The organism is Phaeobacter sp. CAU 1743, from assembly GCF_039839315.1.
Lineage (GTDB): Bacteria > Pseudomonadota > Alphaproteobacteria > Rhodobacterales > Rhodobacteraceae > Phycobacter > Phycobacter gallaeciensis_A.
The window spans coordinates 151,633-166,143 of record NZ_JBDOQR010000001.1 but is presented as its reverse complement, the minus strand read 5'-3'; the positions used below and the strand labels follow the sequence as shown (position 1 = coordinate 166,143).

Genomic DNA, 14,511 nt, shown 5'->3' with positions numbered 1-14,511 from the left:
GTTTCGTTAATTCAAAGAGCGGATTGACACGCGCAAGGATAGACGATGAATGAGCAGCGCATGTCTGGTAATGGACCGCTGACAAGCCACTACCAGAAGTATAGCTCGGCCGGCTTGTTTGATCGCTATTCCAGAGGGCGCATCAAGGGTTTCAAGTCGCGCCTTGTGTTTGCGGTGCTGGTGTCCCTTGCGCTGGCCTATCTCATCTTGCCTGTTGTCGCTCTTCTCAGCTTTCTGGCGTCGATGCTCCCCGACCTTTTGGACTGCTGGTATCTGCATCAGGCCCGCAATCGCCTGCGCCGGGATGCCGCCGCTGAAAAACGGGTGCGGAGCGTCAGTTCCGCGACCGCAGCCCTTCACGGGATTGGCGTTGCCATCGCTGCCACGGCGCCGCTCTGGTCCGTTTATGTGGATGCAGGGTCGCCGGAGTTTTCGGAACGGCATGACCAGCTGTTTTCCATTGCCCTGCTGACCAGTGCGGCGATTAACGCAGGCTTACTGTTTCCCTTCCACCGGATCGCGGTGTTCTTCCGTCTGGCGATCTATACGGCGACGCCTATCCTTATACTTATCGTGCGGGGGCCGGTGCTGCGCGGCAGCAGCACGGACACGCAGCTTCATTTCGCCGGTCTGTTGGTCTTCTTTGGCTCGTTGATTTGGCTGCTGACCTTTACCACACGTGGTTTCCACCGAACTCGTAGCAGCCTGCTGGCCCAGGCCCTGCAACGGCAGGAACTCGAGACCGCATATCAGCGTCTTTATGCGCAGCAGATTGAGACCCAGCGGCTGGCGCTGGTGGCCCGGCACGCCAATGACAGCGTCATGCTGATGGACAAGACGGGCAATATCATCTGGGTCAACGATGCCTTCACCCGGATCACGGGATGGCGCGCGGAAGAGGCGATCGGCCGTCAGCCCGGCGATCTGCTGAACCACCCGGACACCGACCCGGCAAGCCTTGACGTCATTGTCGAAGGGCGCAAGAGAGAGGAACCTTTCCGCGTGCAGGTGCTGAACCAGAGGCGGGACGGGAAAACGCTCTGGCTGGAAACCAATCAGGTGCCGATGCGGGACGATACGGGCGCCGTCACCACCTATATCGCGGTGGAGCGCGACATCACCGAGTCCAAGGAATACGCCGCCAAGCTGGAGCAGGCCCGTCTCGCCGCCGAGGAAGGCGCGCGGGCGAAATCCGAATTCCTGGCCACCATGAGCCACGAAATCCGCACCCCCATGAACGGGGTGATCGGCATGGCGCAGCTTCTTGAAGACACCGACCTGGACGAAGACCAGAAACTCTATGCCGACACGATCCTCAGCTCGGCCCGGACGCTGCTGGATCTGATCAATGATGTCCTTGATCTGTCCAAGCTGAATTCGGGCGAGGTGTCTCTTGATGCGGTGGACTTCAATGCCCGCCGCTGCTGCGAAAACACCCTGCGCCTGCTGAAGTCGCAGGCCGATGCCAAGGGGTTGAAGCTGGTCTTTGAATGCGAGGACACTGTCCCGGCATTGCTGAACGGTGATGACCGCAAGCTCGGCCAGATCCTGACGAACCTCATCGGCAACGCCATCAAGTTCACCGAGACCGGTCAGGTCAAGGTCACGCTGCTGGCGGAGAACAGTGATACCGGCCGGGATGTGACCATCCATGTCGCCGATACCGGGATCGGGATCAGCAAGGACATGCTGAGCAAGATTTTCGAACGGTTTTCCCAGGCTGACGCCGCCATCAGCCGCCGCTTTGGTGGCACCGGTCTGGGGCTTGCCATCTCGCGCCGTCTGGCGGTGGCCATGGGCGGGGAGATCACCGTCGCATCGGAGCCGGGGCAGGGATCCTGTTTCACTGTGCGCCTGCCCTTCCGGGAGGCGAAAGATCCCGCCGCCGCTGCCCAGCAGGCCTGCGGCGCCTCTGTTGTTGACGAAGAGGTGCCTGCCGCGCTGCAAGGGCTGCGTCTTCTGGTGGCCGAGGACAACAAGGTCAATCAGATCCTGGTGCAGAAGTTCCTCAAGGATTTCCCGGTGCAGATCGAACTGGCCGAGGATGGCGCCAGAGCGCTGGAACTGACCCAGTCCTTTCAACCCGATATCATCCTGATGGATATGAGTATGCCGGTGATGGATGGGCTCGAGGCCACCCGCGCGATCCGGGCGTTGCAGATCCGCCAGCCGGTGATCATCGCGCTGACGGCCAACGCCTTTGACACCGACAAGGCCGATTGCCTGGCGGCGGGGATGGAGGAATTCCTCACCAAACCGATCAACCGCAAGCAATTGATCGACGTCCTCCTGTCCCATGGGGGCCACAGACACAGCCTGCGCGCGGGCTGATTTCCTTGCTCCGGGCCTGGGCCTGCCCTATCACGTTGTGAAACAACGGAGCGAGGCCGCCGGTGGATATTGCAACCCGCGTCTACAATCACAAATGGAAGATCGATCCGATCATCCGGTCATTGATTGATACTGATTTTTACAAGCTGCTCATGTGCCAGTCTGTGTTCCGCAGCAAGCCGGACACTCAGGTCACCTTTTCGCTGATCAACCGGTCGTCACAGGTGCCGCTGGCCCGGCTCATTGACGAGGGCGAATTGCGCGAACAGCTGGATCACATCCGGTCGCTGTCGCTGTCGCGCGGCGAGAGCACCTTCCTGCGCGGCAATACCTTCTACGGCAAACGCCAGATGTTCCGCCCCGATTTCATGGAGTGGTTCGAAGGCCTGCGCCTGCCGCCCTATCATCTGGAGCGCAAAGGCGATCAGTACGAGCTGACGTTCGAAGGCAAATGGCACGAGGTCATGCTGTGGGAGATCCCGGCGTTGGCGGTGCTGATGGAGCTGCGCTCGCGCGCGGTGCTGAACGACATGGGCCGGTTCGAATTGCAGATCCTCTATGCCCGCGCCATGACCCGTGTCTGGGAAAAGATCGAAGCCCTGCGCAAGATCGACGGGCTGTCGATTGCCGATTTCGGCACCCGGCGGCGGCACGGCTTCCTGTGGCAGGACTGGTGCGTGCAGGCGATGATGGAGGGGTTGGGACCGAAGTTCACCGGGACCTCCAATTGCCTCATCGCCATGCGTCGCGAGGTCGAGGCGATCGGCACCAATGCGCATGAGCTGCCGATGGTCTATTCCGCCCTCGCCGAAACGGATGAGGAACTGGCCCGCGCGCCCTATGATGTGCTGTCGGATTGGCACGATGAACACGACGGCAACCTGCGCATCATCCTGCCCGACACCTATGGCACCAAGGGCTTTCTGGAGCACGCGCCGGACTGGCTGGCAGGCTGGACCGGGATCCGCATCGACAGCGGCGATCCCGCTGCGGGCGCCGAGGTCGCGATCAAATGGTGGCAGGACCGCGGAGAGGATCCGAAACAGAAACGGGTGATCTTCTCGGATGGGCTCGACGTGGACAAGATCGCCGAGCTGCACGGGCAGTTCGCGGGCCGGGTCAAGGTGTCCTTCGGCTGGGGCACCTTGCTGACCAATGATTTCCGCGGGCTGGTGCCGGATGACGCGTTGGCGCCGTTCTCGCTGGTGTGCAAGGCGGTCAGCGCCAATGGCCGCCCCACGGTGAAGCTGTCGGACAATCCCGAAAAGGCGATGGGCCCCGCGGATGAAGTTGCCCGCTACAAGCGCGTTTTCGGTGTCGGGGAGCAGGAACGGATCGACGTGATCGTCTGAAGCGTTTTCAGGGGGGCTCCCGCGCGGAAGGCTCGCATGGAACATGCAAGTCTTCCCCTTGGGCCCCGCAGGCCGCGCCGAAGGCGCGGCCTGCGGCCTCGCGATGCGCAAAGCGCAGCGCAAGACCTCTTCAGTTGGGCTGTGTCAGCCGTGATAGGCAGCGACGGTTTTCAGCTGGGAGAAACCATAAAGCGCTTCAAAGCCTTTCTCTCGGCCATGGCCGGATTTGCCGACACCGCCAAAGGGCAGCTCAACACCGCCCCCGGCACCATAGTTGTTGAGGAAGACCTGACCCGCGCGCAGCTTCTTGGCCAGCCGCATCTGGCGGGCGCCATCGCTGCTCCAGACGCTGGCCACGAGGCCGTAGTCGGTGGAATTTGCGATCTCTACGGCTTCCTCTTCGGTGTCAAAGGGGATCATCACCTGCACCGGGCCAAAGATTTCCTCCCGCGCCATCGCGTGATCGGCGGGCACATCGGCAAACAGGGCCGGGCGCACATAGGCACCGTCCTCGGGCGCGCCGTCAACGATAACCCCCTGCGCGGCCACGGTCAGATCCGCGCCCTTGGCCAGGAAGCCTTCGACGATTTCCTTCTGCCGGGCCGAGATCAGCGGCCCCAGACGCAGGTCTTCGGGGGCGGGGCCAACGGTCAGCTCTGCATAGGCGGCGGACATGCGGGTCTTGACCTCTTCATAGACGCCGCGCTGCACCAGAATGCGCGAGGAGGCAGAACAGGTCTGGCCGGCGTTCTGAATGCCCGCGTTGACCAGAAACGGCAACGCTGCATCCAGATCGGCATCGTCAAACACCAGCTGCGGGGATTTCCCGCCAAGCTCCAGCGTCACCGGCACCACGTTCTTGCCTGCGGCCTGCTGTACCAGGGCGCCGGTCGCCACCGAGCCGGTGAAAGAGATGTGATGCACGCCGGGATGCGCGGTGAGGGCCGCGCCCGCCTCGGCGCCCAGCCCCGGCACCACGTTCAGCGCCCCGTCCGGCAGGCCCGCATCCAGCGCCAGCTGGGCAAAGGCCAGCGCGGTCAGGCAGGCTTCCTCGGCCGGTTTCAGAACGCAGGCATTGCCCATCGCCAGCGCTGCGCCAACCGAGCGGCCGATAATCTGCATCGGATAGTTCCAGGGTACGATATGGCCGGTGACCCCATGCGGTTCGCGCAGGGTATAGACGGTGTAGCCGTCCAGATAGGGAATGGTCTCCCCGTGCACCTTGTCCGCAGCGCCGCCGTAGAATTCGCAATAGCGCGCCAGCGCCACCGCGTCGGCGCGGGCCTGGGTCAGCGGCTTGCCGACGTCCATCGCTTCTAGCGCGGCCAGCTCATCCACCCGCTCCAGCACCAGCTGGCCGATGCGGCACAGGATACGGCCACGCTCCAATGCGGGCATCTGGCCCCAACCGCTGTCTAGCGCCGCTTCGGCGGCCCGCACGGCGGCGTCGATGTCCTCGGCGCCGCCACGGGCGATCCGGCACAGTTCGTAGCCGTTCGACGGATTGATCAACGGCAGGGTCTCCCCGCTTGCCGAGGCCTGCCAGCTGCCGCCGATCAGGCAGAAACTGGGATCGAACCAGATATTGTTTTTTTCAGTCATGAGTGGGTCCTGTAATCTGGAAGGAATAGCTTTTGCTTTGCAACTCGGTAAAGGGTGCGCCCTCGCGCAGCTCGGTAACCCCGGGCAGGACGCTCAGACAGGTGCCCCAGAAAGCCAGTGCCGACGGGGACTGGGCCGAAATGCCCATCCGCCAGCGCCCCGGAAACTCCTGAAACAGGATCTCTGCCGCTGCCCGGCCAAATCCATGGCGGCGATGGGGGGCAAAGATCGAAAACTCCGACAGCTCGCGCCGGTCGTCGGGCAGGTTCAGAACCAGCGCAAAGCCGATGCGTTTCCCGGCATTCAGCACCCAGAAGGCGGTGACATCCTTGCGGTGCAGCATCTGCCGTGCCCGGTCGCCCGGATCGATCCGGGCCTGGCTTGCGGTTTCTTCGAAATACCCCGCCAGAACGCTGGTCAGAACCGCATGCTCCTTTGGCAGAATCAGGGACAGTGTCAGGCTCATGCCGCTCCCTGCGTCAGATCGGGCAGAACAGGGGCGGCGGCGATCAGGGCCTGCGTATAGGGATGCCGGGGCGCCGACAGCACCTCTTCGGTGGCGCCTTCCTCGACGATCTGGCCTTTCTGCATCACCAGGCAGCGATCGGTGATTGTGCGCACCACCGAAAGATCGTGACTGATAAACAGGTAGGTGAGCTCATAGGCCTCACACAGTTCGGCCAGCAGGTCGAGGATCTGCGCACGGACAGAGACATCAAGGGCCGAAACCGCTTCGTCGAACAGGATCAGCTCGGGCCGGGTGATCAGAGCGCGGGCAATGGCGATGCGCTGGCGCTGACCGCCGGAGAACTGGTGAATGTATTTGTTCGCATCCTGCGGCCCCAGGCCGACGGCGGTCAGGGTCTCCGCGATCAGATCGGTGCGGGCGCTGCCGGTGGGGGCATCGGGCTGGCTGTAGAAGGGTTCGGTGATCAGCCGGTCGACCCGGTGACGCGGGTTGAAGCTGCCAAAGGGATCCTGAAACACCACCTGCATCTTGCGGCGCGCCTCGGCCGCGTGGCCGGTCGAAATCGGTTTCCCATCAAGCAGGATTTCACCACTCTGAAGTGGCTCCAGCCCCAGAATTGCCCGTGTCAGGGTCGATTTCCCGCAGCCTGACTCGCCGACAAGGCCCAGCCGCTCGCCGCGGTTGAGGGTAAAGGTGACCTCGTTCACGGCGCGGAAATGCTGCTGCGGGACAAAGGGTGATTTGCGCGGCAGGCGGTAGTCACGTACGGCGCCCTTGACCTCCAGCAGCGGTTTCGGCTCCGGGGCCTTTGGCAGGGTGACCTGATGCGAGGAGGCGGCGAAGAGCATCCGCGTATAGGGGTGGCTCATGTTGTGCAGCAGCCAATCGGTTTCCCCGGTTTCGACCACTTCGCCGTGGCGCATGACGACGATCCGGTCGGCCAGATCCGCCACCACGGCCAGATCATGGGTGATGATCAGCAGCCCCATGCCGAATTCCTGCACCAGATCCTTCAGCAGGTCGAGGATCTGGGCCTGGGTGGTCACGTCCAGCGCAGTTGTCGGTTCATCCGCGATCAGCAGTTTCGGGCGCAGGGCGATGGCCATGGCGATGACGACCCGCTGGCGCTGACCACCGGACAGCTCGTGCGGGAAGCGGCTGAGCGGGAAGCGCTCCGCAGGCAGGCCGACCCGGTCGAGCATGTCGCGGGCGCGTTGTTCGGCCTCTTGTTTCGTCATGGCGCCGTGGATCAGGATGGTCTCCATCACCTGATCGCCAATCGTCCTGACCGGGTTGAGCGCGGTCATAGGCTCCTGAAAGACCATGCCAATAGATTGACCGCGTAGGGAGCACATCTGCGCTTCGCTTTGCCGGGTCAGATCGGTGTCTTCCAGCAGGATCTGCCCCTGGATTGTGGTCCTCTCGGTCAGCAGTTGCATGACGGAAAAGGCGGTCATGGATTTGCCGGAGCCGCTTTCGCCGGTGACGGCGACGATCTCTCCGGCAGCGACCGAAAGGGTCACGTTCTTCAGGATCGGATGGCTGCCGATGGAGAGCGACAGGTCGGTGATATTCAGCAGGCTCACGTCTGGCGTCCTTCCATAAGATCACACCAAGGGGAGCGCCCGAGCCTGGATGGGCGCAATGCGCCCTCCCGGGGGGAGGGGCGGGCGCGGCCCGGCTGTGCCGGGCACATGGCCATTGCGGAGATGTGGGAAAGCGGTGTCATGTGCGGGCCTCCCGCAGTTTGGGGTCCAGCCAGTCGCGCAGCCCGTCGCCCATCAGGTTGAGGCCAAGTACGGTCAGCACGATGGCCGATCCGGGAATGATGGCCAGATGCGGGGCAAAGCTGACCATGGTCTGCGCATCCGCCAGCATGCGTCCCCAACTGGGGGTCGGCGGCTGCGCGCCAAGGCCGACATAGCTGAGGCCCGCTTCGGCCAGAATGCCAAGGCTGAACTGGATGGTGCCCTGCACGATCAGCAGGTTCGCCACGTTGGGCAGGATATGCTCGGCTGAAATCCGCGCTGCGCCCTTGCCCGCGACCTGCGCCGCGAGAATGAACTCCCGTTGCCAGAGCGACAGGGCCGCCCCCCGTGTGATGCGGGCGAAGACCGGGATGTTGAAAATGCCAATGGCGATGATTGCGTTGATGGCGCCAGGTCCAAAGATGGCGGTGATCAGGATCGCGATCACCAGCGACGGAAAGGCAAAGACCAGATCATTGCCGCGCATGATCAGCTCGTCCAGAACAGAGCCCTTGCGCGCCGCCGCCGTCAGCCCCAGCGGAATGCCGATGGCCATGCCGATACCGACGGCCACCAGCGCCACCGCCAGCGAGGTGCGCGCGCCCACCATGATCATCGAAAAGATGTCGCGTCCGAAGTGATCGGTACCCAGCCAGTGCACGGCGTTCGGCCGCTGCAACTTGTCCGGGATGGCCATCGCCGTGTGGTCAAAGGGCGTCCAGACAAAGGACAGCAACGCCGCCAGAACCACCAGCGAGGACAGGAATATGCCAAGGATCAGACTGCGGCTCATGTGCGGCTCCTCAGCCGGGGATCGACCAGCGCATAGGCCAGATCGACCAGAAAGTTCACGGTGATCACGGCAAAGACCAGAAGCATCACCACCGATTCCACCACGATCAGATCGCGCGAGGAAATCGCCTGAAACACCAGCCGTCCAAGGCCGGGCAGGTAGAACACCTGTTCGATGATGATCGCCCCGGCCAGCAGAAAGGAAAACTGCAGACCGATGATGGTCAGCACCGGGATCATCGCGTTGCGCAGCCCATGCCGCCACAGCGCCTGCCTGCGGGTCAGACCCTTGGCACGAGCGGTGCGCATGAAGTCCTCCCCCAGAATATCCAGCAGGGCAGACCGCATCACCCGCGCCAAAATCGCCGCCTGCGGCAGGGCCAACGCGATGGCGGGCAGGGTCAGGGATTTCATCCCGGCCCAGATGCCGTTTTCCCAGCCGCCAAAGCCCCCGGCGCTGAACCAGCGCAGGTTGATGGCAAAGACAAGCACAAGCAGCATCGCAAACCAGAAGTTCGGAATGGCGACGCCCAGCTGGGTTGCGCCCATCACCGCCATGTCTCCGGGTTTCCCACGCCGTGCAGCAGCATAGATCCCGGCGGGAAAGGCGATCAGCGTCGACAGCGCCAGCGCATAAAGCGCCAGCGGCAGCGATACCCACAGTCGGTCGGCGATCATCTCGGCCACCGGTGTGCGGTAGGTATAAGATGTGCCGAAATCTCCGGTCAGCATGCCGCCGATCCAGGTCAGGTAGCGGTGCAGCTTCGATTCATCGAGGCCCAGCTCACTGCGCAGGGCCGCAACGGTGTCAGGCTGGGCGTTGATGCCCAGCATGAAGGACGCCGGATCGCCGGGCGCGATTTCGATCACCGCGAAGATCACGATAGAGGCCACAGCCAGACTGAGGCACAGCGAAAGCAGTCGTTTGAAAGAATATTGTATCATTGTGACACAGGCTAGAATCAGCAGAGGGATCGGTCCAGAGCAAGCAGCGCAGAGGGTGAAACTGGCGCTATTATTTTTGTGATCTGGCCGTGAAAAATCGCCATTTCGGTCATCTTTTGTGCGGCTAACGCGCAGCCGTCGTGAAGCGTGCGGAATCCGAGCTAAGCAGCAGACATCAAAGCCATTTTTCTTCAGGGCATTCACGATGCGATATGCGAATCCGTCTGGTCCGAGCCGCTGGCCGACGGAGAGGTGAAAGTACGGTGCGGGCATGAAAAAGGGCGCGCCGCAGCGCGCCCTTTGTTGGGGGAGATTGGCAGGGCTTATTCGGCCCAGCTGACAGCAGTCAGGTCGGTCGCCTGTGTCGGCGCATTGGCCCAAAGACCCTGAAGATCAGCCTTTGCCACGCTGAGAGAAGCCAGCTGGAACAGGTAGCCGTTGACGTAGTCGTCGGCGATGATCTGTTGCGCCTGCTGCAGCATCGCGGTCCGCTGATCGGGATCGGTGGTGCCGTTCAGGTCGGTCATCAGCTGCTGGAAGTCCGGATTGTCATACTGGAAGTAGTATTCCGGGCGGGCATAGATCCCGATGTCCATCGGCTCGGTGTGGCTGACGATGGTCAGGCCAAAGTTCTTGCCGCGGAAGACGGTTTCCAGCCACTGCGCCCATTCTACGTTGATGATCTCGGCCTTGATGCCGACATTTGCCAGCTGGGCGGCGATGATCTCACCGCCACGGCGGGCATAAGAGGGCGGCGGCAGGTGCAGGGTGGTTTCAAATCCGTCCGGCAGACCGGCCTCGGCCAGCAGCGCCTTGGCCTTTTCCGGATCAAAGGCGGACTGACCGGTCAGATCCACATAGGCCGGGTTGTGCGGCGCAAAATGGGTGCCGATCGGAGTGCCATAGCCGAACATGGCGCCATCGATGATGGCCTGACGGTCGATGGCATGGGCCAGCGCCTCGCGCACCTTCACATTGTCAAAGGGCGCCTGTTTGTTGTTGGTCGACAGGATGGTTTCCCCCTCGGTCGACCCGACCAGAACCTGGAACCGCGGATCGGCGTCGAACTGCGGCAGGTTCTCGGGCGCGGGGAAGCCGGAAAAAGCATCCACATCCTCGGCCATCACGGCTGCAAAGGCGGCGGTGGGATCCGAGATGAACTTGAAGGTGGCCTTGTCCAGTTTCGCGGGGGTGCCCCAGTAATCGGCGTTCTTTTCCAGATCGATGCGGTCGCCCTGCACCCAGCCTGCGAATTTGAAGGCACCGGTGCCCATCGGCGCGGTCTTGATGTCCTCGATGCTTTCCGGCGCCACGATCACGGCATCGCCCCAGGCCAGATTGAACAGCAGGCTGCCGTTAGGCTGGCTCAGCGTGACTTTGACGGTCATCGGATCAACCACGGTGACATCTGCGATGTCCGAGAACAGTGCCTTTTGCGCATTTGTGCTGTCTTCGGCGCGGGCGCGGTCCAGGCTGAATTTCACGTCTTCGGCGTCCATGGTGGTGCCGTCATGGAAGGTGACGCCGTCGTGCAGGTGGAATGTATAGGTCAGACCGTCCTCGGAAATGTCCCAGCTTTTGGCGAGACCGGGCACAACCGAGCCATCCCCCATGAAGCGGGTCAGACCTTCGAAGACGTTGGAGTAGAGGACCTGATCGATGGCCCCGGCAGCGGCGCTGGTCGGGTCCAGATGCGGCGGTTCCAGCTGCAGACCGATGGTGACGCTGTCTTTGGCCCAGGCGGCTGCGGTGCTCAGCGCCAGCGCGGAACCGGCGGCAAAGAGGATGGATCTGAATGTCACTTTGAAACTCCCTGATGTTGGAAACACGCCCTTGTTGGCGGGCTTGCCAGAAGTCTGTCCTGATTTTGCAGTGTTAATCAAGAGCCTGTCGCGTTTTGGCGTTGCGGCAGAAAGAGACAAGGGGGGAGACATTTCGCGCACTGGATGCTGCGGGTGCGAAATGATACCCCTCCGCAACCCAAAACCAACGTGGGAAGAAGATGAGCGCGAACCTCCAGACCAAGGCCATCACGGCCGAAGATATCCGCGCCCGAAAGGGCCAGGATCCCATCGTCAGCCTGACAGCCTATACCACCCCGATGGCCGGGCTGATGGATGACACATGCGATTTCGTTCTGATGGGGGATAGTGTCGGCATGGTGCTGCATGGGCTGCCCTCGACTCTGGGCGTCACCATGGAGATGATGATCCTGCACGGTCAGGCGGTGGCGCGGGGGCTGAAACGGGCGCTGATGGTGATCGACATGCCTTTTGGCAGCTACGAGGAGGGCCCGGCACAGGCCTTTGGCAATGCGGCGCGGCTGATGCGCGAAACCGGTGCTGGCGCGGTCAAGCTGGAAGGCGGGGTCGAGATGGCCGAGACCATCCGGTTTCTTGTCAAACGCGGCATCCCGGTGATGGCGCATATCGGTCTGACGCCGCAGTCGATCAACACGCTGGGCGGTTACAAGGTGCAGGGCCGCGATGAGCAGGCAGAGGCGGTGATTGCCGATGCCCACGCCGTGACCGACGCTGGCGCCTTTGCCGTGGTGCTGGAAAAGGTGCCGCAGGTCCTGGCCGATCAGATCACCGCAGAGATCGTCATTCCGACCATTGGTATCGGCGCCTCGGCGGGCTGTGACGGGCAGGTTCTGGTACTGGATGACATGCTGGGCATGTTCGCCGCCTTCAAACCGAAGTTTGTCAAACGCTATGCTGATCTTGGCCCCATGGCCGAGGCCGCGATCAAGGAATACGCGACCGAGGTGCGCAGCCGTAGCTTCCCGGCGGTTGAACATGTTTTCGCGGATGCGGCGCCCGACGCCAAGAAGGACTGACCAATACGATGACTGCTCCTATTCTGCGCCGCCTTGCGGATCTGCGCGAACAACATGCCACCTGGATCCGCGCTGGTGAACTCGTCGGTGTAGTGCCCACGATGGGCGCCTTGCACGCCGGTCACCTGTCGCTGGTCGAGGCGGCCAAGGCTGCCTGTGACCGGGTGATCGTGACCATTTTCGTGAACCCGAGGCAATTCAACAGCCCCGAGGATCTGGCCAAATACCCCCGTACCGAACAGGCGGATGCGGAAAAACTCGCGCCGTTCGATGTCGACGTGGTCTATGTACCGGACCCCGATCAGATCTATCCCGATGGCTATGCCACCTCGGTCTCGGTCGAAGGCATCACAGACGTTCTGGAGGGCACCTTCCGCCCCGGCCATTTCGACGGTGTCGCCACCGTCGTGGCCAAGCTGTTCCTGCAGACCGGCGCCCACAAGGCGTTTTTCGGCGAAAAGGATTTTCAGCAGTTGATGGTGGTGCGCCGCATGGCGCGGGATCTCGATATCCCGATCGAAGTGGTCGGCTGCCCCACTGTCCGCGAAGCTTCTGGTCTGGCGATGTCCTCGCGCAATATGCGCCTGTCGGCGGAGGCTTTGGAGAAGGCCGGTCGGCTTTATCCCGCCATGACGGGCTGCGCGGATCGACTGGCTGCCGGGGAAACCTTCGACCAGATCGAGCCAGAGGCGCGCGCCGCCCTGCAGGCCGCGGGTTTTGGTGAGGTCGAATATCTGGACCTGCGCTGCGCTGACACTCTGGCACCGCTGCAAACCCCAACCCGGCCCGCGCGGCTCCTGGTGGCGGCCTGGCTCGATGGGGTGCGGCTGATCGACAATATTGCGGTTCCGCAACTAAGTGATTAGTCGGGTCTGGTCGCGCTAACACTTTTGCGTCTAAAGTCTGCCCTCAGAAGACAGGAGAGAGGGCAGGAGATGAGTTTTATTCTGGCGATCGACCAGGGCACGACCTCGACGCGGGCGATTTTGTTCGACGGGGAGATGCAGGTCGCCCATACCGCGCAGCAGGAGTTCCCGCAGTATTTCCCGCAGGCTGGCTGGGTGGAACACGACCCCGAGGAGATCTGGTCCTCCACGCTGGAGGTTTGCCGCCGGGTGATCGCGGAACAGGGCATTTCGGCATCTGATATCACCGCCATCGGCATCACCAACCAGCGCGAAACCACGGTGGTCTGGGACCGGGAAACCGGCCAGGCCATCCACAAGGCCATCGTCTGGCAGGACCGCCGCACCTCGGCGATCTGCGAAGAGCTGCGCGCGGCCGGGCATGGTGATCTGGTGCACAAGACGACGGGTCTGCTGCTCGATCCCTATTTTTCCGGCACCAAGGTCAAGTGGATCCTCGACACTGTGCCCGGCGCCCGCAGTCGCGCGGCCGAGGGCAAGCTGATGTTCGGCACCGTGGACAGTTTTCTGATCTGGCGGTTGACCGGTGGCGCCGCCCATGTGACCGATGCCACCAATGCCGCGCGCACGCTGATGTACGACATCCGCAAAGGTGGCTGGAGCGCCGAGATCTGCGAGGTTCTGGATGTGCCAATGCAGATGCTGCCCGAGGTCAAGGACTGCGCCGCAGACTTCGGCATCGCTGCGGCCGAGCATTTCGGCGCTGAAATCTCGATCCTCGGCGTGGCGGGGGATCAGCAGGCGGCCACCATCGGTCAGGCCTGTTTCCAGCCTGGCATGATGAAATCCACCTATGGCACCGGTTGTTTTGCATTGCTCAATACCGGCGATACGCCCGTCGAATCCCGCAACCGCATGTTGACCACCATCGCCTACCAGCTGAATGGCAAGCCGACCTACGCGCTGGAAGGATCGATTTTCATCGCAGGGGCCGCCGTGCAATGGCTGCGCGACGGGCTGGGCATCATCGGCTCGGCGCAGGAAACCGGCGGTCTGGCAGCCTCGGCAGACCCCGGGCAGGACGTGATCCTGGTGCCGGCCTTCACTGGCCTCGGCGCGCCCTATTGGGAACCGGATTGCCGTGGTGGCATGTTTGGTCTCACCCGCAATTCCGGCCCGGCGGAATTCGCCCGTGCCGCATTGCAAAGCGTCGCCTATCAGACCCGCGATCTGTGGGAGGCGATGCGCGCCGACTGGCAGGAGGCCGCCGAAGATAGCGTCACCCTGCGCGTCGATGGCGGGATGAGCGCCAGCGACTGGACCATGCAAAGCCTGTCGGACATCCTCGGGGCCCCGGTCGACCGGCCGGTAATGCAGGAAACCACGGCGCTGGGCGCGGCCTGGCTGGCGGGCATGAAGGCCGGTATTTATCCCGACCAGAGCGGCTTTGCCGCAACCTGGGCCCGGGATCGCCAGTTCACACCCGCGATGGAGGCGGACCAGAGAGAGGCCGCTTACGGTCGCTGGAAACGGGCGGTGCAGGCGGTGATCGGCGTCTGATCCTGCG

11 protein-coding genes are annotated in these 14,511 nt (G+C 62.8%); 5 read left to right on the top strand and 6 right to left on the bottom strand.

Annotated elements, in window-relative coordinates:
- Positions 1 to 60: 60 nt before the first annotated feature.
- Both AAFO90_RS00760 and pncB read left to right on the top strand, forming a co-directional pair.
- A complete protein-coding gene (locus AAFO90_RS00760) occupies positions 61 to 2,331 on the top strand; it encodes an ATP-binding protein (RefSeq protein ID WP_347508171.1) in 2,271 nt (756 codons plus the stop codon).
- A gap of 62 nt (positions 2,332 to 2,393) precedes the next feature.
- Positions 2,394 to 3,683, top strand: a complete 1,290-nt coding sequence (gene pncB / locus AAFO90_RS00755) for a nicotinate phosphoribosyltransferase (protein WP_347508170.1) — start codon at positions 2,394 to 2,396, stop codon at positions 3,681 to 3,683.
- A 144-nt stretch (positions 3,684 to 3,827) separates the two neighbouring features.
- Here pncB and AAFO90_RS00750 read toward each other — a convergent pair whose 3' ends face one another.
- From AAFO90_RS00750 to AAFO90_RS00725, 6 genes are all read right to left on the bottom strand, one after another.
- The gene (locus AAFO90_RS00750) at positions 3,828 to 5,285 is read right to left on the bottom strand and encodes an aldehyde dehydrogenase family protein (RefSeq protein WP_347508169.1); all 1,458 of its coding nucleotides are present in this window, start codon (positions 5,283 to 5,285) and stop codon (positions 3,828 to 3,830) included.
- Entirely contained in the window at positions 5,278 to 5,751 is a 474-nt protein-coding gene (locus tag AAFO90_RS00745) for a GNAT family N-acetyltransferase (protein WP_347508168.1), read from the bottom strand. The genes AAFO90_RS00750 and AAFO90_RS00745 overlap by 8 nt, the downstream gene beginning before the upstream one ends.
- Positions 5,748 to 7,340, bottom strand: a complete 1,593-nt coding sequence (locus AAFO90_RS00740) for a dipeptide ABC transporter ATP-binding protein (protein ID WP_347508167.1) — start codon at positions 7,338 to 7,340, stop codon at positions 5,748 to 5,750. Before AAFO90_RS00740 ends, AAFO90_RS00745 begins: the two co-directional genes overlap by 4 nt.
- A 139-nt stretch (positions 7,341 to 7,479) precedes the next feature.
- Positions 7,480 to 8,295, bottom strand: coding sequence for an ABC transporter permease (locus AAFO90_RS00735; protein ID WP_274831628.1), 816 nt, complete (start codon positions 8,293 to 8,295; stop codon positions 7,480 to 7,482).
- The gene (locus AAFO90_RS00730; RefSeq protein ID WP_065272216.1) at positions 8,292 to 9,239 is read right to left on the bottom strand and encodes an ABC transporter permease; all 948 of its coding nucleotides are present in this window, start codon (positions 9,237 to 9,239) and stop codon (positions 8,292 to 8,294) included. The genes AAFO90_RS00735 and AAFO90_RS00730 overlap by 4 nt, the downstream gene beginning before the upstream one ends.
- 323 nt (positions 9,240 to 9,562) lie before the next feature.
- On the bottom strand, positions 9,563 to 11,041 hold the full coding sequence (locus AAFO90_RS00725; protein ID WP_347508166.1) for an ABC transporter substrate-binding protein: 1,479 nt from the start codon (positions 11,039 to 11,041) through the stop codon (positions 9,563 to 9,565).
- A 200-nt stretch (positions 11,042 to 11,241) separates the two neighbouring features.
- Between AAFO90_RS00725 and panB the strand changes: the two genes are divergently transcribed.
- The 3 genes from panB (at position 11,242) to glpK (ending at position 14,504) form a co-directional block, all read left to right on the top strand.
- Positions 11,242 to 12,078 carry a 3-methyl-2-oxobutanoate hydroxymethyltransferase gene (gene panB / locus AAFO90_RS00720; RefSeq protein ID WP_347508165.1) on the top strand — a complete coding sequence of 279 codons (837 nt, stop codon included), beginning with the start codon at positions 11,242 to 11,244 and terminating at the stop codon, positions 12,076 to 12,078.
- A gap of 8 nt (positions 12,079 to 12,086) precedes the next feature.
- Positions 12,087 to 12,944, top strand: a complete 858-nt coding sequence (gene panC, locus AAFO90_RS00715; RefSeq protein WP_347508164.1) for a pantoate--beta-alanine ligase — start codon at positions 12,087 to 12,089, stop codon at positions 12,942 to 12,944.
- 69 nt (positions 12,945 to 13,013) lie between these two features.
- Positions 13,014 to 14,504: a glycerol kinase GlpK gene (gene glpK, locus AAFO90_RS00710; RefSeq protein WP_347508163.1), complete on the top strand. Its 1,491-nt coding sequence runs from the start codon at positions 13,014 to 13,016 to the stop codon at positions 14,502 to 14,504.
- Positions 14,505 to 14,511: the final 7 nt, after the last annotated feature.